The organism is Streptomyces sp. SudanB25_2051 (genome assembly GCF_964272635.1).
Taxonomy (GTDB): Bacteria; Actinomycetota; Actinomycetes; order Streptomycetales; family Streptomycetaceae; genus Streptomyces.
Map to the genome: position 1 here is coordinate 5539170 of NZ_OZ186787.1, position 22670 is coordinate 5561839.

At 76.7% G+C, this 22670-nt stretch carries 14 protein-coding genes and 1 CRISPR repeat array (1 of these 15 only partly in view); of the genes, 6 read left to right on the forward strand and 8 right to left on the reverse strand.

The genetic code is table 11. The annotated features are described in order from the left end of the window. Positions 1-1608: a CRISPR direct-repeat array (repeat unit 29 nt; unit sequence GTGCTCCCCGCACCCGCGGGGATGGTCCC); it begins 190 nt to the left of the window's first position. Between the two features lie 1295 nt (positions 1609-2903). Beyond that, entirely contained in the window at positions 2904-4052 is a 1149-nt protein-coding gene (gene rsgA / locus ACSUPT_RS24400; RefSeq protein WP_436945516.1) for a ribosome small subunit-dependent GTPase A, read from the forward strand. On the opposite strand, the gene ACSUPT_RS24405 is transcribed toward rsgA, so the two are convergent. The 6 genes from ACSUPT_RS24405 to ACSUPT_RS24430 form a co-directional block, all read right to left on the reverse strand. Beyond that, the gene (locus ACSUPT_RS24405; RefSeq protein ID WP_436945517.1) at positions 4042-5217 is read right to left on the reverse strand and encodes an ABC transporter ATP-binding protein; all 1176 of its coding nucleotides are present in this window, start codon (positions 5215-5217) and stop codon (positions 4042-4044) included. The two genes, rsgA and ACSUPT_RS24405, sit on opposite strands and share 11 nt — an antisense overlap. Further along, positions 5214-7964, reverse strand: a complete 2751-nt coding sequence (locus tag ACSUPT_RS24410) for an FtsX-like permease family protein (RefSeq protein ID WP_436945518.1) — start codon at positions 7962-7964, stop codon at positions 5214-5216. Before ACSUPT_RS24410 ends, ACSUPT_RS24405 begins: the two co-directional genes overlap by 4 nt. A 1-nt stretch (position 7965) precedes the next feature. Next, positions 7966-11388: an FtsX-like permease family protein gene (locus ACSUPT_RS24415; RefSeq protein WP_436945519.1), complete on the reverse strand. Its 3423-nt coding sequence runs from the start codon at positions 11386-11388 to the stop codon at positions 7966-7968. Between the two features lie 500 nt (positions 11389-11888). Beyond that, on the reverse strand, positions 11889-12620 hold the full coding sequence (locus ACSUPT_RS24420; RefSeq protein ID WP_404145065.1) for an ABC transporter ATP-binding protein: 732 nt from the start codon (positions 12618-12620) through the stop codon (positions 11889-11891). 85 nt (positions 12621-12705) lie between these two features. Continuing rightward, the gene (locus ACSUPT_RS24425) at positions 12706-13188 is read right to left on the reverse strand and encodes a DUF456 domain-containing protein (RefSeq protein ID WP_351964822.1); all 483 of its coding nucleotides are present in this window, start codon (positions 13186-13188) and stop codon (positions 12706-12708) included. A 64-nt stretch (positions 13189-13252) separates the two neighbouring features. Further along, on the reverse strand, positions 13253-14239 hold the full coding sequence (locus ACSUPT_RS24430) for a helix-turn-helix domain-containing protein (protein WP_436945520.1): 987 nt from the start codon (positions 14237-14239) through the stop codon (positions 13253-13255). Between the two features lie 357 nt (positions 14240-14596). On the opposite strand from ACSUPT_RS24430, the gene ACSUPT_RS24435 reads away from it, so the two are divergent. Both ACSUPT_RS24435 and ACSUPT_RS24440 read left to right on the forward strand, forming a co-directional pair. Next, positions 14597-16339, forward strand: coding sequence for a pyruvate dehydrogenase (locus ACSUPT_RS24435; RefSeq protein ID WP_351964820.1), 1743 nt, complete (start codon positions 14597-14599; stop codon positions 16337-16339). Positions 16340-16502: 163 nt separating this feature from the next. Then, positions 16503-16925, forward strand: coding sequence for an ATP-binding protein (locus ACSUPT_RS24440; protein WP_351964819.1), 423 nt, complete (start codon positions 16503-16505; stop codon positions 16923-16925). A 116-nt stretch (positions 16926-17041) separates the two neighbouring features. Here the strand turns inward: ACSUPT_RS24440 and ACSUPT_RS24445 are convergent, their stop codons facing one another. After that, positions 17042-18106: a DUF2637 domain-containing protein gene (locus ACSUPT_RS24445; RefSeq protein WP_351964818.1), complete on the reverse strand. Its 1065-nt coding sequence runs from the start codon at positions 18104-18106 to the stop codon at positions 17042-17044. Positions 18107-18402: 296 nt separating this feature from the next. Between ACSUPT_RS24445 and ACSUPT_RS24450 the strand changes: the two genes are divergently transcribed. Then, entirely contained in the window at positions 18403-19368 is a 966-nt protein-coding gene (locus ACSUPT_RS24450; protein WP_351964817.1) for a carbohydrate kinase family protein, read from the forward strand. Positions 19369-19459: 91 nt separating this feature from the next. Here ACSUPT_RS24450 and ACSUPT_RS24455 read toward each other — a convergent pair whose 3' ends face one another. Next, positions 19460-20314: a (2Fe-2S)-binding protein gene (locus ACSUPT_RS24455; RefSeq protein ID WP_436945521.1), complete on the reverse strand. Its 855-nt coding sequence runs from the start codon at positions 20312-20314 to the stop codon at positions 19460-19462. A 150-nt stretch (positions 20315-20464) separates the two neighbouring features. Here ACSUPT_RS24455 and ACSUPT_RS24460 point away from each other — a divergent pair, with 150 nt between their 5' ends. Next, positions 20465-21310, forward strand: coding sequence for a GntR family transcriptional regulator (locus ACSUPT_RS24460; RefSeq protein WP_351964815.1), 846 nt, complete (start codon positions 20465-20467; stop codon positions 21308-21310). 158 nt (positions 21311-21468) lie between these two features. Continuing rightward, positions 21469-22575 carry a WD40 repeat domain-containing protein gene (locus tag ACSUPT_RS24465; protein ID WP_399217705.1) on the forward strand — a complete coding sequence of 369 codons (1107 nt, stop codon included), beginning with the start codon at positions 21469-21471 and terminating at the stop codon, positions 22573-22575. Positions 22576-22670 lie beyond the last annotated feature (95 nt).

The window sequence follows — 22670 nt, forward strand, 5'->3', positions numbered from 1 at the left end:
CCGCACCCGCGGGGATGGTCCCACCTTCACCAAGAGCCACGAGGAGGAGACGACGTGCTCCCCGCACCCGCGGGGATGGTCCCGACTCGTCGTCCTGATGCGCGGTATAGAAAATGTGCTCCCCGCACCCGCGGGGATGGTCCCCAGTCGGCCGCGCCGGCGAGGCCGCCGATGGCGTGCTCCCCGCACCCGCGGGGATGGTCCCCGTGAAGCCGCGCCGGGCGCCCAGCTTCGTCAGTGCTCCCCGCACCCGCGGGGATGGTCCCAGCAGCATCAGCGTCACGCCCACGGCCATCAGGTGCTCCCCGCACCCGCGGGGATGGTCCCGACCCCGCCCCCTTCGGGTTCACCCTGGACGGGTGCTCCCCGCACCCGCGGGGATGGTCCCTCGGCGGCCTTCCGGCTCTCGAGCCGGTAGAGGTGCTCCCCGCACCCGCGGGGATGGTCCCAGACAGGACCCCAGCTCGATACCGCTCCGAGCGTGCTCCCCGCACCCGCGGGGATGGTCCCCTGTCGACCCTCGCCCGGATGGCGCGGGCGGCGTGCTCCCCGCACCCGCGGGGATGGTCCCGCCGCGCACGGCTGGGCGGTGGACGGCGGGCAGTGCTCCCCGCACCCGCGGGGATGGTCCCGCCGCGCACGGCTGGGCGGTGGACGGCGGGCAGTGCTCCCCGCACCCGCGGGGATGGTCCCACGGGTTGACCTGCGGGTTTCCTGGTTTCCCCGTGCTCCCCGCACCCGCGGGGATGCTCCCGACCAGGTGACAAAGCGGGCCGGGGAGACCCGGTGCTCCCCGCACCCGCGGGGATGGTCCCCCCTCGGGGTTGTTCTCCGGGAGGGAGTTCGCGTGCTCCCCGCACCCGCGGGGATGGTCCCGGGTCTCAGATCACGCCCATGGTGGCGACGGGGTGCTCCCCGCACCCGCGGGGATGGTCCCACGTACACGGGCGTCGGCAGGGTCCCGTGGAAGTGCTCCCCGCACCCGCGGGGATGGTCCCCAGCTCCCGTCCGTGACCGACATCCGCATGGCGTGCTCCCCGCACCCGCGGGGATGGTCCCCACTCCAGTGCGTGGATGAGCAGCGGGGCGTCGTGCTCCCCGCACCCGCGGGGATGGCCCCTGGTAGGCCCACGTCTTGTCGATGTACTCCTGGTGCTCCCCGCACCCGCGGGGATGGTCCCGCGTCGGCGGGCGGTCGGCGCCTCGAGGACGTGTGCTCCCCGCACCCGCGGGGATGGTCCCTCCGCATTGCGGATGCGGACCGCGGAGTGGTTGTGCTCCCCGCACCCGCGGGGATGGTCCCTTGGCGGCGAGCTGCCGCGCCGGCTCCCGCCAGTGCTCCCCGCACCCGCGGGGATGGTCCCCCCAACGTGGAGGAGGGGGAAGACGTCGAGTAGTGCTCCCCGAACCCGCGGGGATGGTCCCCGTGCGCCCGCGACCAGGCACGGACACCCGGGGTGCTCCCCGCACCCGCGGGGGTGGTCCCGAGCGCGACCACCAGCACCGCCGCGATGAGCTGTGCTCCCCGCGCCCGCGGGGATGGTCCCGTCGGCCGCTCCGGGCCCTCATCCGCCCACCTGTGCTCCCTGCACCCGCGGGGATGGTCCCCGGCCCCGGCCCGTGACGGCGGTGGTGCGCCGGTGCTCCCCCACCCGCGGGGATGGTCCCTACGTGATCGCCGACCGGGTCGGCATGACCGTGTGCTCCCCGCACTCGCGGGGAAGTCCCGGCAACACCTCTGCCGCGTTTCGTCTGCTCGTGCGCTCTCCGCACCCGCGGTGATGGCCCCGGTTGTGGGCAGGCAAGCGAGGGCGCCCGCGAATGTTCCCGCACCAACAGGGTTGCTCTCCAGTCGCTATCTAGCGACTCACGTGATGCGCTTGCTCGCCGCATCCGTGAGAACGGTCCCCGCGCCGCACTCGGCGTGGACACTAAGTGCCTGTGCTGCCTGGACCCCCAGGGGTCCCGAAGGCAGCGGCTCGGCATGTGCCAACTCCGCGGGTCCTTCTATGTGCGCGGGGATCCCCCGGTCATGGCGGCGGCGAACGCACAGCCGCCGTGCTCCTCACCCACTGGGCCCGGTGCGGTCCGCGCGCCTGCCATCGCAAGCAGGAGACGGCGCTCCGTCAGCGATGCAGGCGAAGCGCCGTCATCCCCGCTGACGCGGGGAGCAAGGTTCTGCACCCCTTAACTCGGGGCCATCCCCCTCGAGAGGGGGAGCAGTCTTGGCCTGCGATGGGTCACCACCGCCTGAGCGAGCGATCACTTTTCGGCAGGTCGCTTGCGCTCTGCCCAGCGTACTAGCGGCAGCGACAACGAGCCGCAGATGGTCGCCGCGACTGCCGTGCCCACCGTCCACCTGATGGTCTCGTCCTGCGGCAAAAGGCCCTGGGGTAACGACACGGCCAACCGCAGAAAGAACCAGAAGGCGACAAGAAGTGCGCCGACCACAGCACACCATCTCGCTGAATTAGTTAACGAAGACATATGCTCCTCGGTGCTCCCCTCAACTCGTTCCATTATCGTGATGGCTACGATGGCGGACGCGCGGTTGGTGCGTCAAGTCGGCCCGATAGAGGGCGCGTTGGAGGTTGCGCGGTGCGTTTGCCCATGCCCCGGAAACAGCTGGTCAAGGGCGGCCTACCCCAGGAGGGGCTGACTGCTCGCGCTCGGCGGCGGTCTGCGGGCTGAGCGGCGGGGTGAAAAATACGATGGCGCTCGATCGTCGGCCGCTCTAGGCTGTTCCCCGTTGGCGAAGCGCTCCGTGAGTGCTGTTCGTTCGAGTTGAGGACTTGGGAGGTGTGACCGATGGCTGTCGCTGTGATGGGCCTTGCCCGCAACCAGTCGTTCGTTCCGTTCACCTCCGTGGCCTCCGGCTGACCTCACTCCTTCCTCGCGCGTCGATGAACGCGCGCCGTCGGGGCCACCCTTGCGAAGGGCACCCCTTGTCTTCCTCGTTCACCTCCACCTCTTCCTCCCCGCTGTCCTCCTACGGCTGGGACACCCACTGGGAGGCGGAGTTCGCCCCGTACGCCGAGCGCGGGCTGCTGCCCGGGCGGGTCGTGCGCGTCGACCGCGGGCAGTGCGACATCGCCACCGCCGAGGGCGTCGTCCGCGCCGACACCGCGTTCGTGACGCCCCACGACCCGCTGCGGGTCATCTGCACCGGCGACTGGGCCGCCGTCGACCCGGTCGGCGGCGAGCCCCGGTACGTCCGGGCCTACCTGCCGCGCCGTACCGCCTTCGTACGGTCCACCTCGTCGAAGCGGTCCGACGGGCAGATCCTCGCCGCCAACGTCGACCACGCGATCGTCGCGGTCTCCCTCGCCACCGAGCTGGACCTCGGCCGCATCGAGCGGTTCCTCGCCCTGGGCTGGGAGTCGGGCGCGCAGCCGCTCGTGGTGCTCACCAAGGCCGACCTCGTACCGGACCCGGTGGGGCTCTCCTACCTCGTCCAGGACGTGGAGACCACCGCGCCCGGCGTGCCCGTGCTGCCCGTCAGCTCCGCCACCGGCGAGGGCGTGGACGTGCTCCGCGCGGTCATCTCCGGCGGTACGAGCGTGCTGCTCGGGGTCTCCGGCACCGGCAAGTCCACCCTCGCCAACACCCTGCTCGGCGAGGACGCCATGGCCGTCCAGGCCGTCCGGGACATCGACGGCAAGGGCCGCCACACCACCACCACCCGCAATCTGTTCGCCCTGCCGGGCGGCGGCGTCCTCATCGACACGCCGGGGCTGCGCGGCGTCGGCCTGTGGGACGCCGGCACGGGCGTCGGGCAGGTCTTCTCGGAGATCGAGGAACTGGCCGCCTCGTGCCGGTTCCACGACTGCGCCCACGCCGCCGAACCGGGCTGCGCGGTCCTCGCCGCCGTCGAGGAGGGCACCCTGCCCGAGCGGCGCCTCGACAGCTACCGCAAGCTCCTGCGGGAGAACCAGCACATCGTCGCCAAGACCGACGCCCGGATGCGGGCCGAGCTGCGACGCGACTGGAAGCGCAAGGGCGCCGAGGGGCGCGCCGCGATGCAGGCGAAGCGGGAGGGCTTCATCCGCTGAGTCCCTGTTCCCCGCCACCGCCGCCGGGTTCCGGCCCGGTGGCCGTGGCGGGGTGAGGGGTCAGGGGGGCGGTGGGCGGGTGCGTGTCGTCGGGCCAGACGCCGATGTGGTCCTGTTCCAGGCGCAGCATCACCCGGTCCCGCATGCCGAGCGAGTCCGTGTAGTCGGCCGGCAGCTGGAGCCGGCCGGCCCGGTCGAGCATCGCGTACTCGCGGGCCACCGTCTCCTCCTCGCCCGTCGCCGCGTCCACCTCCGTACGGCGCAGGATCTCCGTGGACGTGCGGCCGTCCCGGATGGCGACCGTGCGGCGCACCTCGCGGGCCACCGCCTGGTCATGGGTGACGATCACGACCGTCGTGCCCAGCTCGTCGTTGGCCGTGCGGAACGCCGCGAACACCTCCTCCGCCGTACGGGAGTCCAGCTCGCCCGTCGGCTCGTCCGCCAGCAACACCGACGGGCGGTTCGCCAGCGCCACCGCGATCGCCACCCGCTGCTGCTGGCCGCCGGACATCTCGCCCGGCCGCCGGTCACGGCAGTCCGCCACACCGACCACCTCCAGCAGCGTCCCCACCCGCTCGGCCCGCTCGCGCGCCCGCCCCCGGCCCTTCAACTGCATGGGCAGCGCCACGTTCTGCGCGGCCGTCAGGTAGGGGAGGAGGTTGCGGGCGGTCTGCTGCCAGACGAAGCCGACGACCTCGCGGCGGTAGCGCAGCCGCTCGCGCGCCGTCATCGCCAGCAGGTCACGGCCCGCCACCCTCGCCGCGCCCGCCGTGGGTGTGTCGAGCCCGGCGAGGATGTTCATCAGCGTCGACTTGCCGCTGCCCGACGCGCCCACCAGCGCCATCAGCTCGCCCTCGCGGACCAGCAGGTCCAGGCCCTGCAGCGCCTGCACCTCCACGCCGTCCGCGGAGAACACCCGCACCAGCCGGTCGCAGGAGATCAGCGCGTCATGCCCGTACGCCGGCCGGTCACGGCGCGCCGCCGCCCGCCGCTCCAGCTCGTCCAGCGTCGCGGCGGCGGAAGCGGCGGAAGCGGGGGGAGGGGAAGACGCGGGGGAGGCGGGGGAAGGGGACGATGCCGGGGAAGCCCCGGAGGCTCCCGTACCCGCAGCGGCTCCCGTACCCGCGGATGCTCCCGCGCCCGTCCCGGCGGAGGTCTCGGTCATCGTGTGTCTCCTGCCCTGAGTTCCGTCGTCGTACGGCGGGTCGCCGACCGTGCCGTCACAGCCGCCACCGCCACCGCGAGCACCACCACGGCCAGCGCCGACAGCAGCAGGCTCCACGGTTCGGCCACCGGCGCCACGGGGCCCGTCGCCGCCCCGCCGCCGTGCCCGGCCAGCGCGGGCGCCGTCAGGTCGATGCCCGGCCCCAGCAGGACGATCGCCACCCACCCGGTCAGCACCCCGCCCGCGGCCGCCAGCAGCGCCTGCGGCAGGGACTCCAGCACCAGCAGCCGCCGGCCCTGGCGGCGCGTCAGGCCCATCGTGCGCAGCCGCACCAGCAGCGCCGTCCGCTCCGGTGCCGCCTGCAGCAGCGCCAGCAGCAGCGCGAGCACCGCGTACCCGGCGCCCGCGGCGACCGCCGCCGTGTAGATCCGCTCGGCGCCCCGCTGGCCCGGCGAGTCGGTGAACCCGGCCCGTACCGCGGCCCGCAGCGACGGTTCCGCGTCCGCCCCGGCCGCCGCCTTCAGCGCCGTACCGGACAGCGACGCGCCGCTCACCAACAGCGTCGTCGGCGCACGGTCCGCGCCACCCGGCAGGGCCGCCGCGTCCACGACCATGAACTCGCCGCCCGACGCCGCGCCCGGCGTCACCTCCCGCACCGCGCCGACCCGCACCGTGAACGGCGCGTCCGCCGGGCCGACGCCCACCGCGTCACCGCCCAGCAGCGCCGCCACGCCCGGCGACACGACGGCCGGGACGACCCCCGGGCCGCCGGAACCGGCCGGGGCGCGCAGCGTGCCCGCCCCGAAGGCCCCCAGCCCCGTACGCGCCGCCAGCCGCGTGTACGACTCCGGTTCGACGGCCAGCAGCGTCACGCTCCCGATGCCGCCCGTGTCCCGCCCCCGCAGGTCCAGGTCGTACGAGCGGCGCACCGCCGCCACATCCGTCACACCCGGCACCTTCCGCACCGCGTCCGCGGCCCCGGCCCGCAGCGGGTCGCCCTCCACGCGCGCGTCCGCGCCGACCGCCGCCAGCGACGCGCGGTCCCGGGCGTCCGCGATGCCCGTCAGGACCGCCCCGCCGAACGCCGCCGTCGTCAGCGCCATCAGCAGCGCCAGCAGCGGCAGCGCCGCCGCGCCCCCGGCCCGCCCGGCCCGCGCCAGCGCCAGGAACGCCACCGGGCCCCGCCGCCGCGCCGCCGACCGCGCGGCGAGCCGCAGCGGCAGCGGATACAGCCGTACGAGCAGCAGCGCGGCGATCAGCGCGACCAGCAGCGGCGCGGCGCTCGCCAGCAGGTCCGCGCCGCCCGTACCGCCCTGCGGCGACGCGCCGTCCCGCCGCAGCGCCGCCACGGCCACCACCGCCAGGACCAGCACCGTCAGCTCGGCGACCGTCCGCCCGCGCGACCGCCTCGCCCGTACGGCGTCCGCCCGCTCACCGTGCACGCCCACCTGCCGGTGCGTGAACGCCGCCCGCAGCGGCAGCGCCCCGCACGACACGACCGCCACCGCGGCCGCGGCCAGCAGCGACGGCAGCGCCCGCCCCCCGGGGACGGCGGCGAACGCCAGCGCGCACCCCGCGGCCGCCGCCGGAAGCACCGGCACCGCCGTCTCGCCCAGCAGCCGCCCGGCGACCCCGGCGAGCGAACCGCCACGCGCCCGCAGCAGCGCCAGCTCGTCGTGGCGCCGCGCCGCCACCAGACCGCCCGTCATCAGCAGGACCACCCCGGCGACCCCGGCCACGCCGAACGCGCCGACCGCGACCACCGGATCGAGCGCCGCCAGCGTCCGCTCCACGCCCAGCAGCACGTCGTCCAGGCCCGACTCGACGAACAGGTCCGGCGAGAACACCTCGCTCAGCTCCGCACGCACCGGCCCGTTCTCCACCGACGCCACGGCACGCCGCAGCGCCTCCGCCTCGCCCGCGCCCAGCCCGGAAGGGTCGGCGGCGATCCGCCAGTACGCCTCGCTGTCCGGGCCCGTCGACCGCAGCACCGGCGCGGCGCCCGGAGCGAGCAGCAGCGCCCCGTGCCAGTACGGCTGCGGTACGGGGCCCTCCTTGAGCAGCCGCGTCGGCGTGCGCAGCACCGGCTCGAACGCCCAGTAGCTCCCCTCGGGACGTACGGGCTCCACGATGCCCGTCACGCGCACGGCGAGCGGGCCGCCGCTCCCCGGCACCGGCAGGTGCACGACCGCACCCGGCCGGATCGCCAGGGTCCGCGCGGTCGCCGTGGTGACGGCCGCCTCCACCGCCCGCGTGTCCGGCGCGACCGACCCGGCGGGGGCCTTCGGCAGCCGGCCCGCGCGGAGCACCGCGTGCCGGTCGACGCCGTGCTGGGCGCTGAGGGTGAACACCGTCCGCCCGCCGTCGAGCTCCGGGAGCCACGGGTCGTCCGCCGCGAGCGGCGAGCCGGTGCGCACCCCGTACGCGGACTCGGCGCGGTCGGCGCGCAGCGGCGCGGGCAGCGCGGCGACGATCCGCTCGTACCGCTGCGCCATCACCGCCGGGGCGATCGGGTCCTCGCCCGTGCCCGAGTCGCCCTGCCACGGCGTGTCGGTCAGCTCGACCGCGCTCCGCTCGGGCGGGGCGGTCGCCAGGCCGTGGCGCAGCGCCGCGGCCGCGTACCCGTCCATCGCCCTCGGCAGCGCCGCCGCCAGGAACGAGGTGACGAGCGTCAGCAGCAGCAGCGCCACCGCCGCGCCCGGCGCGGTGCGCAGCCTCGTACGGACCCACGGGGCCACGGCCCTCATCTCACTCGCCTCCCCGCGTGCGGAGCGCCCGCACCGGGTCGCCCCGGCGCAGCGCCACCGCCGCCACGATCAGCGCCGGAGCGGCGGCCACCCCGGCGAGCAGCACCAGCACCCGCCCGAACGGCAGCTCCACCAGCACCTCCGGCACGGGCCGGGTCGCCTGCCCGGTCAGCACGATCAGCGGGATCACCGCCCGCGCCAGCAGCGCCCCCAGCAGCGGCCCGATCACCAGCGCCAGGCCGATCAGCAGGGACTGCTCCAGCGCGACCAGCCGGGCGGGCAGCCGGCGCCGCGCGCCGAGGGCCCGCAGCACGGCGAACTCGCCCGCCTGCTCCCGCAGCGCCCCGGCCGTGCTGACCGCGAAGCCGACGGCCGCCAGCAGCGCGGCCGCCACCGCCGCCCCCAGGAGCGCCGCCTGCGGGCCCGAGCCGAGCGGATCGTCCCGCAGCCGCTGCGCGACCTCGTCGCGCACGACGATTCCGGCCGGGTCCGTGTCGCCCCGCGCGCGCAGCGCCGCCGCGACCTCCGCCGTCTTCCCGTCCGCGGTGAACAGCCACCATTCGCCGGGCTGCAGCGACGCGTCCGGCCGCGCGCCCAGCACCAGATTGACGGCGCGCAGGTCCACCAGGAGCGCCCCGCCGTCCGCGCGGGCGTCGGCGGCGGCGCCCGCGGCCGAAGCCGCCTCCTGCGGGCCGGTCGTCGGGACGGCGTCCAGCACACCGCTGATCCGCACCTTGACGGCGCCGCCCGGCATCGGCACCTCCAGCAGCGAACCGGGCGCGGCGCCGCTGGACTCCAGGAAGCGGGGCGTGGCCAGCGCTTTCGGCACCGGGGCGGCGGGCCGCCGCAGCGCGGCGCGTACGGTGACCGCGCGCTGGGCGCCCCACGCGTCGGCGAAGAGGGCCGTCCCGGTGTGGAACGACACGTCCAGCGGCGCGCGCGCCGCCGATGCGGCCGCGGTCGCCTGCGGCCGCCGCTCACCCGCGGCGGGGGCCGGGTCGGCCACCGCCGTCACGTCCCACACGAGTCCGTCCGGTACGGCGACGGCCTGCGTCACCGGCCCGATCGTGCCGTAGCCGACGTCGGCCCGCAGTGCCCGGACCGTGAACCGCTTGGCCGACGCGCGGACGGGGAAGCCGCGCTCCTCGACCTCCACGCCGGTCACCCGCAGCGGCCCCGCCGCCCGGCCGTCCGGGGCGCCGGCCGCGCGGTCCACGTCCGCCGTGAGGGTGCGCGGGCGGGCGGCGGGCCCTTCGGCGTACGGGACGGTGCCGAGCGGCAGCCGGTACGGCACGCCGAACCGGTCCTCCACGACGAGGGCGAGCGTCGCCGACGGCGCGCCGTCCGGGCCGTCGCCGCCGGGCTGCCGGGTGAGCGCCACGTCCAGGTGGAGCCGCCGTGTGTCGGGCGGCAGCGCGATGCCCGTCCGCTCGCCGCCCTGCGGCGCCAGGGACATCACCCGCGACACGGGGTCGTCGTCCTCCAGGAGGTCCCCGCGCAGCGGCAGCCGGCGCTGCACGGGCACCGTGTCGAGCGCCAGGACCGTGGCGCGGCGGCCGCCGGACAGGCTCATGGAGGTCCGCGCGGCCGGTACGGCCAGGTCGAGCCCCGGCATCCCGTCGTACGCCCCGCCCTGCCCGAACCGGTCCGTCGTACCGCCCGTCACGCGGATGTCCGCACCGGCCCGGAAGTCGGCCTGGTCGTCCTGCGACCGCTGCCACGACGCGCCGTGCGCGATCGCCAGCATGCCCATCGACACGGCCAGCACCAGCAGCAGCACGGGGCCCGCCGCGCGGGCGGGGCGGCGGCTGAGCTGCCACCCGGCGAGCGGCGCGGTCAGTCCCCGCCCGGCCGCCGCGCGCCGCCCGGCGATCCGCGCCGCCACGGGCAGCAGCCGCAGCGTCAGCACGGCGCCCGCCAGCAGCGCCAGCGCCGGGGCGGCGATCAGCAGCGGGTCGACGCCCAGGGGCCCGCCCCAGCCGCCGCCCAGCAGCCCGCCGTCGGCGCCGCGCCGCTCCAGCTGCCAGTACGCCACGCCCGCGAGCGCCACCAGCGCCAGGTCGGCGCCCGCCCGCAGCGGCCCCGGCAGCGCCCGCGCCCGGCCCCGGTCGGCGGCCCGGGCGGCGGTGAGCGCCGGGCCGGCCACGGCCGCCGCGCAGGCCACCGCGACGGCCGGCCCGGTGAGCCACACCAGCGGCCCCGGCACGGCGTCCAGCCGCAGCCCGGCGCCCGCGGGCAGGCCCCAGTCGGCCAGCAGCCGCGTCAGCGGCCCCGCCAGGAGCGGCGCGCACACCGCGGCGGGCAGCGCCAGCAGCAGCGCCTCGGCACCGGCGAGCGCCGCGATCCGGCGGCGGGACGCGCCACGTGCCAGCAGCAGCCGCGTCTCGCCGTCCCGTTCCGCCGTCAGCAGCCGGGCGACCAGCAGCAGCGCGTACAGGGCGAGCAGCGCAAGCTGCGCCGAGACGATGAGCAGCGTCGCCCGCGCCACCAGCAGCGACCGCTCCAGCCGGTCCAGCGCCTCCGGCAGCGACGTGCGGGCCGTGGCGTCGCCGCCGAGCAGCGGCTGCGCGGAGATGAAGTCCCGGCTCTGCCGCGCCGCGTCCCGCAGGCCGTCCACGTCGTCGGCGCGCAGCGTCCCGAAGTCGGCCGTGGCGGCCCACCCGAGCTCCTGCCGGACCACCGGGCCGGGGCCGAACACCGTCACGTCGGCGACGAGCGGGCCGTACGAGGTGAACGCGCCGTCCGCGTGGAGCCCGCGCCCGCCGCCGAGCCGGTCCAGCCGCCAGTACGGGGCGGTCGCGTCGGCCGGCCGGTACACGCCGGTGACGCGGACGCGCACCGGGGGGCCGCCGAGCCGGTCGGTGAGCGTCAGCACCCGTGGTCCCGGCCGCATGCCCAGCTGCCGCGCGGCGGCCTCCGGCACGGCCACCTCGACCACCCCGCCGCCCGCCGGTACGGCTCCGGGGCGGCGGCCGGCGGTGAACCGGACCTCGTCGGGGTGGACGGCGGCGAACTCGGTCAGGTCCGGCTCGCCGTCCTCCGCCCGCGCGGCGCCACCCGGGGCGGCGGCGCCCGGCTTCCCGGCGCCCGGCTTCGCGGCGGCGGAGGGCCGGGGCAGGGCGTACGGGCCGGAGTGGTCGAAGCGACGCAGGCTCACCGGCAGCCCGGCGAACGACCGCCCGGCGCCCCGCAGGACGTCGCGGGTCGCGGCGTCCGGGTCGAGTCCGGCCTTCTGCGTGGTGACGAACAGTGCCGCGTCGGCGGCGTCCCGGTGCCGCAGCGCGTGCCGCAGCCCGGCGTCGCCGACGGAACCGGCGAACGCGGCGATCCCGGCGAGGACGGTCGTGGTGAGCAGCACGGCCGCCAGTGCGGCGGCGAGCAGCAGCCGGTGCGCGCGTGCCCGCCGGAACAGCAAACCCGCCACCGTGCTCCCCCCGCCGGCCAGAAAGGCCGTCCCCCTCGAAAGCCCTTTCGGAAGGGGGATCTTTACACAGCTCCGGCCGCCAACAGGAGGCGGAAGTCCAGGACTTGACGAGATCGTGACCGTCCAGCGAACGCGCGGCCCCGATTACCGCACGCGCGGCGCCTCCACGCGACACGCGCCCGCGACCGACCCGGACCGGGCAGGCCGCGTACGGCACCGCAGACCCCGCGTACGGCACCGCAGACCCCGCGTACGGCACCGCAGGCCCCGCCGCGTACCGGCAGGCCCCGCCGCACACCGCCAGGTCCCGCACCGGCCCGTCCAGGCAGGCCCCGCACCGGCGGCTCCGCACACTGCCAGGTCCCGCACCGGCGGACCGGCGCGCCGCACCGGCACCTCCCCGCCCGGCCCCGCGACAGCCCGCCCCGCGCCCCGCAGTGAGCCCGCCCGCGCCCCGCGCCAGCCCGCCCGCGCCGGAGGGGCCCAGGACGGTGGCGGGCTCAGCCCGCCGGGGCGGCGGCCGCCGCGGCGGGTTCGGTGATCACCCCGTCGTGGAGCTCCAGCACCCGGTCGGCGAGGTCCAGCAGCGCGGCGTCATGGGTGGCCACCAGGGCCGTCACGCCCTCGCCGCGCACCACCGCCCGCAGCAGCTCCATCATGGCCCGCCCCGTCTCGGCGTCCAGTTGGCCGGTCGGCTCGTCGGCGAGAAGCAGGGCGGGCCGGTTGGCGAGCGCCCGCGCGATGGCGACGCGCTGCTGCTGGCCGCCGGACAGCTCGGTCGGCCGCTGCTCGGCGTGGTCGGCGAGCCCCACCATCGACAGCAGCAGCCGCACCCGCTCCTCGCGCTCCGCCGGGTCGTCCCGGCGCAGCCGCATCGGCACGCCCACGTTCTCCGCCGCCGTCAGGATGGGGACCAGCGCGAACGACTGGAACACGAAGCCGACCCGGTCCCGGCGCAGCCGCAGCAGCCCCTCCTCGCCGAGGTCCGCGAGATCCGTGCCGTCCACGGTGATCCGCCCGCCGTCGGGCGTTTCGAGGCCCCCGACGAGGTTCAGCAGCGTCGTCTTGCCCGAGCCGGAGCGGCCCTTCAGCGCCACCAGCTCGCCGCGCGCCACCTCGAACGACACCCCGCGCAGCGCGTGCACCGCGGCGGGCCCGGAGCCGTACGAGCGGCGCAGGTCCTCCACCCGCACCATCGGCTCCCCGTCGCGCACACCGCTGTTCCCCGCCATGAGACCGCCCCCGTACGTCGTCGAATGGGGCCCCAGTATGCGCAGCGCGGCAGCGCCCGGCAACGGCCTCCGGCCGGCTCCGCCGTCAGGTGCCGAGCACGACGCCCAGCCACGCCGCGACGACCAGCAGGCAGGCGTACAGCTCGACCAGCACGCTCGTGCCGATCGCCCGCATCACCGACCGCGTCGCCGCGACCGCGGCCCCGTGACCGCCCAGCCGCCGCCGCTCCACCAGGTAGATCCCGCCCATGTAGCCGAGGGCGCCGCCCACCACCGGTACGAGGACGAAGCCCAGCAGCGCGCCCACGCCCGCGTACACGACCATCCGCCGGGTCACGCCCACCCCGCGCAGCCGCCGCACCGGCAGCCGCCCCACCTCCGCGCGGGTGGCCAGCAGCAGCGCGGTCGCCCCGGCCAACAGCCACCACGCCGCGGCGGACGTGTCCTGGAGCGTCCACCACAGCACCCCGGCCCACACCAGCCACGGCCCCGGAAGGCCCGGCACGAGCACCCCGACGAGGCCGAGCAGCAGCACCAGGGCGACCAGCAGCTGGTCCCACACGCCCATCTGTCCAGCGTGCCGGAAGCCGGCCCGAGGCGCCGTCCGTGCGGCCGCCGCCGGGGCTGCGGGTTCAGCGGGTGACCCAGCCCCGCTCGTACGCGTGCCAGCCCAGCTGGAGCCGGGTCGTCACGCCCGCCAGCTCCATCAGCCACTTCACCCGCCGCTGCACCGTCCGCAGCCCCAGGTCCAGCTGCTTGGCCACGCTCGCGTCCGTCATGCCCGCCAGCAGCAGCGACAGGACCTCCAGGTCCGTCGCGTCCGGTCCGGCGGCCGGCGCCTGGACCGGAGGCCCTTCTGGGGTGTCCACCCGCAGCGGCACGGCGTCCCGCCACACCGCCTCGAACAGGCCCGCCAGCGACTCCAGCAGCCCGCTCGCGTGCACCACCAGCGCCGCGGGCTCCGCGCCCTGACCGGTCAGCGGCACCATCGCCAGCGAACGGTCGGCCACGACCAGCTTCGTCGGCACCCGGTCCACCACCCGCACCTGCTCGTCCCGGCGCAGCGCCGACGCCACCTCCGCCACCCCCGCGGGCTGCTCCAGCACCTCCCGCTCCACCACCACCCGGTACGCCACGCCCCGCTCCGCCGCCCGCTCCTCGGCGTCGTTCTCGGCGCCCGTGACCACCACCGGCCGGCCCGTCACCAGGGCGCAGACCTCCCGCGCCGCGCCCAGCTGGAGCTGCCGGAACCGGTGCGCCACCGCGCTCGCCCCGGTCACCACCTCCACCAGGTCGTGCACGGCGGGCTGCGCCGCCGCCTCCGCCCGGTACTCCCGAGCCAGCCGCGCCGCCGCGAGCTCCGCCTGCTCCAGCTCGTGGCGCTGCTGGGTGAGCAGCGCGCCGAGCGCCACCGCGGGCGGCGCCGCCACCCACCGGCCGGTGCGGTACGAGGACTGCGCGGCCAGGCCCTGCGCCTCCAGGCGCCGCAGGGTCCGCTCCGTCTCCGGCTCGGGCAGCGCCAGCCGGTGCGCGAGGTCCCTGACCTCCGCCGCGCCCAGCGACACCAGCGCCCGGTACGCGGACTCCTGCCGTTCGTCGAGCCCGATCGCGTTCAGCACCGGGACCTCCCTCCCCTCAGGCCATGGCGGGAAAAGGCCACGGCGCAAACCCGCCGCGCCCATCATCCCCACACCGCCCGCCACTCTGCCAAGGTGGCGCCACCGCGGCGCCGGCGGCCTGTCGGCCACGTGCCGGGGTACGCGCCGCCGCGTCGTGCCGTACGACTCCGCGCGCGACGCGCGCGACGACCCCGGGTCCGCCGGGACGCCCTCCTCTGTTGGGGGAGGAGGACACTCCCCGGCGGACCCCCGCGCCTCCCCGCCGGACTCCGCCCCCCGCCCCGGTGTACGCCGAAGTCCGTACACCCGGCGGCCTCCGGGAGGCGGGAGCGCGCCCGCCGTGCGTGGATGGGAGCCATGGGCAGACAGAACGTGGCGGAGCAGTTCGTCGACACCCTCGTCCGCGCCGGCGTCCAGCGCCTGTACGGGGTCGTGGGCGACAGCCTCAACCCGGTGGTGGACGCCGTCCGGCGCACCCGGGGCATCGACTGGGTGCAGGTGCGGCACGAGGAGAGCGCCGCGTTCGCGGCCGGCGCCGAGGCGCAGCTGACCGGGCGGCTCGCCGCCTGCGCCGGCTCGTGCGGGCCCGGCAACCTCCATCTGATCAACGGCCTGTACGACGCGCACCGCTCCATGGCCCCCGTCCTGGCGCTGGCCTCGCACATCCCGTCCTCCGAGATCGGGCTCGGCTACTTCCAGGAGACCCATCCCGACCAGCTGTTCCAGCGGTGCAGCCACTACTGCGAGCTGATCTCCAACCCGCAGCAGATGCCCCGCCTGCTGCGCACCGCGATCCAGCACGCCGTCGGGCGGGGCGGCGTCAGCGTGGTCGCCCTGCCCGGTGACATCGCGGCCCAGCAGGCGCCGGAGAAGACGACCGCGCACGATCTGGTCACCACCCGCCCCACCGTGCGCCCCGGCGACGCCGAGATCGACGCGCTGGTCCGCATGGTCGACGCGGCCGACCGGGTCACGCTGTTCTGCGGGAGCGGCACGGCCGGCGCCCACGCCGAGGTCATGCAGTTCGCCGAGCGCGTGAAGGCCCCGGTCGGCCACGCCCTGCGCGGCAAGGAATTCATCCAGTACGACAATCCTTTCGACGTGGGGATGAGTGGGCTGCTCGGGTACGGCGCCGCGTACGAGGCCACCCACGAGTGCGACCTGCTGATCCTGCTCGGCACGGACTTCCCGTACAGCGCGTTCCTCCCCGACGACGTGCGGATCGTCCAGGTGGACGTGCGCCCCGAGCGGCTCGGGCGGCGCTCGCGCCTCGACCTCGCCGTATGGGGCGACGTCCGTGAGACCCTGCGCTGCCTCGTGCCCCGTGTGCGCCCCAAGAGCGACCGGCGGTTCCTGGACAAGATGCTCAAGAAGCACGCGGAGGCGCTGGAGGGCGTCGTCCGCGCCTACACCCGCAAGGTCGAGAAGCACGTCCCGCTCCACCCCGAGTACGTGGCGTCCGTCCTCGACGAACTCGCCGACGACGACGCCGTGTTCACCGTGGACACGGGGATGTGCAACGTCTGGGCCGCCCGCTACCTCACGCCCAACGGACGGCGGCGCATCATCGGCTCGTTCAGCCACGGGTCGATGGCGAACGCGCTGCCGCAGGCCATCGGCGCGCAGTTCTCCCATCCCGGGCGGCAGGTCGTGTCCATGTCCGGCGACGGCGGGTTCGCCATGCTCATGGGCGACTTCCTCACCCTCGTCCAGTACGACCTGCCGGTGAAGGTCGTGCTGTTCAACAACTCCTCGCTCGGCATGGTCGAGCTGGAGATGATGGTCTCCGGGCTGCCGTCGTACGGCACCACCAACCACAACCCCGACTTCGCCGCCGTCGCCCGCGCCGCCGGGGCGTACGGGGTGCGGGTGGAGAAGCCCAAGCAGCTCGCGGGGGCCCTCAAGGACGCCTTCCGGCACCGCGGCCCGGCCCTGGTCGACGTGGTGACCGACCCGAACGCGCTGTCCATCCCGCCCAAGATCCGCGCGGAGATGGTGACCGGCTTCGCCCTCTCCGCCAGCAAGATCGTGCTGGACGGCGGCGTCGGGCGGATGGTCCAGCTGGCCCGGTCCAACGTGCGGAACATCCCGCGACCTTGACACCCCGCCGTGCCCCACTGCTCCCCTCTGTGCGCCCGCCCGTGGGTGCTCGGCACGCGTGACACGCGGGACACGGGGGCATGGAACCCCGTGAGCCTGTTCGAGGGAAGGGCCGATGACGTGGGTGGGGGCTATGAGTGGGCGTCAGGCAGGGGTCGGACCCATGGTGGACGGGCGGGGCCAGGACAGACCGGAAGCGGCGGGACTGTGCCGGCGGATCGGCGCGGGTGACCTGGGCGCGGTCGCGGGGGTCCGCGCGGCGCTGCGGGAGTTATGGGGCCACCGGGTCGCCGAGGACCCGGCGTTCACGGCGGAGCTGCTCACCAGCGAGCTGGTGACCAACGCGCTGATCCACACGGCGTACGGCGCGGTCGTCACCGCGTCCCTCGCCGGCGACGTCCTGCGCGTGGAGGTGCGGGACTTCGCACCCGAGCCGCCCGATCCGTATCTGCCCGTCTCGGAGGACCGCACCCACGGCCGGGGCCTGCTGCTCGTGCAGGCGCTCGCCGACGCGTGGGGCGTGCGGGCGCTGGGCGCGGGCAAGGTCGTGTGGTTCGAGCTGGCCGGGGTGAAACCGGCCGCCTGACCCGCGCCCGCCGGCCGGTGCGCCGGCGGGACGGCACACCGCTGGGCCCGCCGCCTCGGAGCGGCGGGCCCACCGGTGTGCCCTGCGCGCCGTGTCCGCGCCCGTACGCCTCAGCCTCAGCCGAACTGCTGCTCCAGGCTCTTGAGCTTCCGCTCCAGGGAGTCGAGGCGGGGGATCGTCTGGGTGTCGTCCTCCGCCGTCAGGTCGACCGTCCGCGGCTCATCGCCCCGTACGGCCTGAAGGGAGGGCCGGGAGTGGTGCGGCAGCTGCCCCTGCCCGGATATGGCGGGCTCCGCCAGCGACCCTTCCACGGCGCCCTGCCCGGACCCCGACGCGGAGTTCAGCCCCGGCACGTCGACCTGGCGCCCGCCGCCGCGCCCGAGCCCCCAGGACCGGTGCTGGCGGTTGAACGCGCGCAGCCGCGCCCGGTCCAGCTTCTGCTGCTCGCGCCGGCGCCGGCGGCTCAGCTCCTTCTCGCGCCGGTCCTCGCGCACCTCCTCGACGGCCTCGTCCAGGGTCCGTACGCCCTCCAGCAGCATCAGCGACCAGGCGGCGAACGTCTCGCGGGGCGCCCGCAGCCAGCGGACGATCCGGATCTGCGGCAGCGGGCGCGGCACCAGGCCCTGCTCGCGCAGCGCGGCGCGGCGGGTCTGCTTCAGCGCCCGGTCGAAGAGCACGGCCGCCGACAGGGACATCCCCGCGAAGAACTGCGGGGCGCCGTCGTGGCCGAGGCCGCGCGGGGCGTGCACCCAGTTGAACCAGGCGGCCGCGCCGGCGAACAGCCACACCAGCAGCCGCGAGCCGAGCGCCGCGTCGCCGTGGCTGGCCTCGCGCACGGCGAGCACCGAGCAGAACATGGCGGCGCCGTCGAGGCCGAACGGCACCAGGTACTCCCAGCCGCCGGACAGGTTCAGGTTCTGCCGGCCGAAGCCGACCAGCCCGTGGAAGGAGAGCGCGGCGGCGACCGCCGCGCAGCAGAACAGCAGCAGATAGGAGGCGATGCCGTAGACGGCCTCCTTGCGCCGGCGGCGCTCCTCGCTGCGCTCCCAGGAGTCCTCGGGCACGGTCTTCTCACCGGCGGCGCGTTTGCCGCGCGCGAGCACCGCCACCGCCGCGGCGGCCCCGACGAGCATCACACCGCCCGGGAGAAGCCAGTCCAGCGATATGTCGGTCAGTCTCATGCGGTGTCCCTCGCATCGCAGTGGTGCATGTGGTGCGCCATCTTGGCCGACCCGCGGGACGCGTCAGGGGGTTTCGCGGCAAGAGCACGCCATCGGGGCGCAAAGGCCCGTGAACAGGCCCTTTGCGCTCGAACGATGATCCGATCAGCATGGGTTCTGTTCGAATACGGCCACTCGGGCGGGTGGCGTGGAACGCGCCACGGCCGGGCGCCGGACCCCCGCGACGGGTGTGATGCTGTACGCGGAGCGGCACCGGCTCCGGGGCCGCCGGGCGCGCGAGGCAAAGGACGAAGAGAGTGCAGCGGATCACCGTGCTCGGCGAGTGCGTCGCCGACGCCTTCACCGACCCCGTCCACCCGGGCGGGCCGCCCGGCGCCGGACTGACCCTGAGGGTCCTGCCCGGCGGCGGGCCCGCCAACACCGCCGTCGCCCTCGCCCGGCTCGGCACCCCCGCCCGCTTCCTCGCCCGCCTGTCGGACGACGCGTTCGGCACGCTGTTCCGGGACCGCCTGCTGGCCTCCGGAGTCGACCTGACCGGCTCGGTGGCCGCGTCCGAGCCGAGCACCCTGGCGGTCGCCGACGTGGATGTGCGCGGGCACGCCTCGTACACCTTCCACGCGGAGGGCGCCGCCGACTGGCAGTGGACCGCCGAGGAGCTCGCCGCCGCGCCGCTGGACGGCACGGTCTGCCTGCACACCGGCTCCCTGGCCCTCGTCCGGGCGCCCGGCGGGCGGCGCGTCGAGGAGTTCCTCGCCTCCGTGCGGGAGCGGGCCACCGTCTGCGTCGACCCCAACGTCCGCCCGCTGCTGGTGCCCCCGGCCGCCTACCGGGAGCGGATCGGCGACTGGTGCGCGCTCGCCGACATCCTGCGCGTCAGCGAGGACGACCTCGCCCTGCTGCTGCCCGGCGCCACGCCCGAGGAGGCCTGCGACCGGTGGCACGCGGCCGGCGCCCGGCTGGTCGTCGTCACGCTCGGCGCGCGCGGGGCGCTCGCCTCCCTGGACGGGGCCCGCGTCACCGTACCGGCCCCGCCGACGGAGGTCGTGGACACGGTCGGCGCGGGTGACTCCTTCACGGCGGGGCTGCTGCACGCCCTGGCCGGCCTCGGCCGCCTCGGCGGCCGGCTCGACGGCCTGACCCCGCAGGAGACCGCCGCGTGCTGCGCCTACGCCGCGCTGGTCGCCGCCCGTACGTGCGCCGTGCCCGGCGCCGACCCGCCGTGGGCAGCGGACCTCCCGCAGCCGCCGCGGCCGACGCGCTGACCGGACGGCGGCGCGGCGGGGGCGCTGACCGGACGGCGGCGCGGCGGGGCGGACCACCACGGCCCGCCCGCGCCGCCGCATTGACGTTTCGTCAGTTCGCCCCGGCGGCGGCCAGCCTGCGGACCCGGTCCGCGTCGCAGGTGCGCGGACACGTCACACAGGTGTCCTCGGGGCGCAGCGTGTAGAACAGGCAGCAGCTCGCCCGGTCGCGCGTCGGGAACGACCGCCCGTCGGGCGCCGTCAGCTCGCGGAAGCCGGCCGGGCCCACATACGGCTTCGCCGTGCCCGGCAGCAGCAGCTCCAGCTCCGCCATGGCGCGCGGCTCCTCGCCGAGCAGCCCCGCCACGTACCAGATGCCCTCGACGATCTCGTCCGTCGCCATGCCCCACAGCGCCCGGCCCCGGCGCCGCATACGCGGACCGAACCCCTCCAGGACGGGCCCGATGTGCTCGGCGACCGCCGCCCGCACCTCCGCCCGCAGCGCCTCCTCGTCCGGCACGACCCGCGCCCCCGGCAGCGCCGCCGCCGGATCGCCCGGCAGGCACGCGAACTCCCGTACGCGCACGGCCATGCGGCCCAGCGTCCGCTGGAACGCCACATCGGAAGGCGGCACCCGGGGCACCCGGCGGTGCAGGAACCACGGGACCGTCACCAGCAGGCAGGCCGGCCAGGCGTACCGGTGGAGTCCGAAGCTCGCGACCACGTCCGGGCGGGCCGCCGTCCCGTAGTCGCGCAGCGTCTGCGCCTCGTCCCAGGCGAGGAACGCGTCGAGCGCGGGGCCGCCGGCCGCCAGCTCGTCCGCGCGGACCCAGCCGTCGCCGCTCGGTGCCGGTTCGCCCTCCGCCAGCTCGTGTACGCGCAGGCCGGGGAAGACCTCGGCGAGACGGGCGTACGAGGCCGCGACGGGCGACGCGGACGCGGAGGGCAGCAGTGCGGAGAGGGACATGCAGGACCACCGAATCGCGATCGTTTGCAGGTTAGCCTTACCTTACCCGATCTGATCGATGTGTGCCCCGCCGCTTGGTCCGCCTATCGTGCACACAGGGCCCCCGCACCGCGAGCCGGGCCCCCGCACACCGTCGGTAGGAGGACCCGAGTGGAGCAGGGCAGGCCCCGCGAGGCGGCCGGGCGACCCGAACGGCACCCCGCGCCGCCCGCCGCGCCCCGGCACGCCGCCGACCGGCACGGCCCGCACCGGGCACCCGGCCGGCACACCAGGCCCGAGGCACCCGGCCCGGCCGCCGCCCACCGCGTCCCCGAGCAGGCGCGCGGCCCGCACGACCACGACGACGACGGGCCGTGCCCCGGCGCCCCCCGGACCGTCCAGCGGCACTCCGTGCGCGGCCAGGTCCTCGACGCGCTGCGCGCCGCGCTCCTCGGCGGCGATCTCGCGCCCGGCCAGGTCTACTCGGCGCCCGCCCTCGGCCTGCGCCTGGGCGTCTCCGCCACCCCCGTACGGGAGGCCATGCAGCAGCTCGCCGTCGAGGGCGCCGTCGAGGTCGTCCCCAACCGGGGCTTCCGCGTCATCGCGCGCACCCCCCGCGAACTCGCCGAACTGGCCGAGGTCCGCGCCCTCATCGAGGTCCCGGTCGTGCTGCGCCTCGCCCGCACCCTGCCCGCCGGACGCTGGTCGGAGCTGCGGCCCCTCGCCGAGGCCACCGCGGCGGCCGCGGCCCACGGCGACCTCGCCACCTACGGCGAGGCCGACCGCGCCTTCCACCGCGCCCTGCTCGGCCTCGCCGGGAACGAGCAGCTGGTCGCCGTCGCCGACGACCTGCACCGCCGCTCCCAGTGGCCCCTCGTCAGCCCGCCCGCGGTACGCCGCGCCGACCTCGTCGCGGACGCAGCGGAGCACGGCGCCCTCCTCGACGCGCTCGTCGCCGGAGACCTGGCGGTCGCCGAGTCCCTGGTCCGCGAGCACTTCACGGGCGCCCGCGACTGACGGGCGCGCCGCAGGGCGCCGCGTACGGGACGGCACGCCCCACGGGCGCCGCCGGACCGGCGGGGAGCGCCGCACGGGCGCCGGCGACGGGCCGGCGCGACTCCACGGGCGCCGGCGGGACGGCCGGCGCCGACCACGGGCAGCGGAGAGGAACGGCAGTGCGCGCCACGGTATGGACGGTCGCCAACACGCTCGGCGTGGTCGCCGGCACCCCCGGCGAACTGCTCACGGCCCTGCTCGCCGCCCCGCGCCGCCCCGACCGCGTGGTCCTGCCCGCCGGCGCTCCCGGAGTCGGCGAACTGGCCGCCGGGCTGCGCGCCCTGGGCCCGGTCGAGGTCGTCTGGGAGGAACAGGAGCGGCCCGCGCCGGCCGGGCCGCCGCGCCTGTCCGACCCGGCGGCCGTCTGCGCCGCCGACCCCCTGAGGGTGACCCGCGCGTACGAGGAGGAGCCCGGCGCGCACGGGGGGCTGCGCGCGGCGTGGCTGCGGGCCGGCCAGGCGCTCGTACGGGACGACCAGACGCCGCCCGGCCGGGCGCTGGCGCTGCTGGCCGCGCTGCCCGAGGACGCGGCGGCGGGCGTGCGCGACGAATTGGCCGCCCTCGCACGGGACGCCCCGTGGAGCGTGGCCGGTGTGCGGGAGGGCCGCGTGACGGCGCTGACGGTGTGCGGCGGGCAGCCGGTCGGCACCGGTGACCGGCGCGTCCGGGCGGTCGCCTGCCTGGGCGACGGCACCCGGATCGAGCTGGACGAGCGCGGTCGGCTGCGCACCCCGGCGGCTCCCGCGCCGCGCCTGGTCGAGGCCGTGGCGGCGACGCTCGCCACCCATCCGGCGACCGCGCTCGCGGCCGTCGGGGACACGGTCCTGACGGGGGACCGGATGGGTTTCGTGCACGCCTTCAGCCTGGCGGGGCTGCACCAGGCGGCGCCGCACTCCGGCCGGGTCACCGCCCTCGCCGCGACCGGCGGGCCCCGCGCCTACAGCGGCGGCGCCGACGGGACCGTACGGCTCTGGCGGCCCGGCGCGGACGAGGACCGTCGCCCGGTGGTGGCGCGGCGCCCGCACCCGGTGGCCGCGCTGCACGCGCGGGGCACGGCCCTCGCGGTCGCCTGGGCGGACGGGCTGGTGGAGCTGCGCGACCGGGACGCGGCGCGGGCGGTGCGCACGTTCCGGCCCGGCCCGGCCGTGCGGGCGGTCGCGCTGCTGCCGGACGGCACGCTGGCCATCGGCACGGACACCTCCCGCGTACGGCTCCGGCCGGCGTGAACGCCGCGGGCCCCGGCGACGCGCGGCCCTGAAGGGGCGTTCGCCGGGGCCTGACGCGCGCTCCGGGAGCGGGAGGGGCTGTCCCGGGGGCCGGG

What these genes read in the sequence shown, in the direction of transcription:
- ACSUPT_RS24455 (WP_436945521.1), bottom strand. Translation starts at nt 20,314, where the DNA reads ATGTCCCTCTCCGCACTGCTGCCCTCCGCGTCCGCGTCGCCCGTCGCG.
- ACSUPT_RS24440 (WP_351964819.1), top strand. Translation starts at nt 16,503, where the DNA reads ATGGTGGACGGGCGGGGCCAGGACAGACCGGAAGCGGCGGGACTGTGC.
- ACSUPT_RS24435 (WP_351964820.1), top strand. Translation starts at nt 14,597, where the DNA reads ATGGGCAGACAGAACGTGGCGGAGCAGTTCGTCGACACCCTCGTCCGC.
- ACSUPT_RS24445 (WP_351964818.1), bottom strand. Translation starts at nt 18,106, where the DNA reads ATGAGACTGACCGACATATCGCTGGACTGGCTTCTCCCGGGCGGTGTG.
- rsgA (WP_436945516.1), top strand. Translation starts at nt 2,904, where the DNA reads ATGAACGCGCGCCGTCGGGGCCACCCTTGCGAAGGGCACCCCTTGTCT.
- ACSUPT_RS24410 (WP_436945518.1), bottom strand. Translation starts at nt 7,964, where the DNA reads ATGAGGGCCGTGGCCCCGTGGGTCCGTACGAGGCTGCGCACCGCGCCG.
- ACSUPT_RS24405 (WP_436945517.1), bottom strand. Translation starts at nt 5,217, where the DNA reads ATGACCGAGACCTCCGCCGGGACGGGCGCGGGAGCATCCGCGGGTACG.
- ACSUPT_RS24425 (WP_351964822.1), bottom strand. Translation starts at nt 13,188, where the DNA reads ATGGGCGTGTGGGACCAGCTGCTGGTCGCCCTGGTGCTGCTGCTCGGC.
- ACSUPT_RS24420 (WP_404145065.1), bottom strand. Translation starts at nt 12,620, where the DNA reads ATGGCGGGGAACAGCGGTGTGCGCGACGGGGAGCCGATGGTGCGGGTG.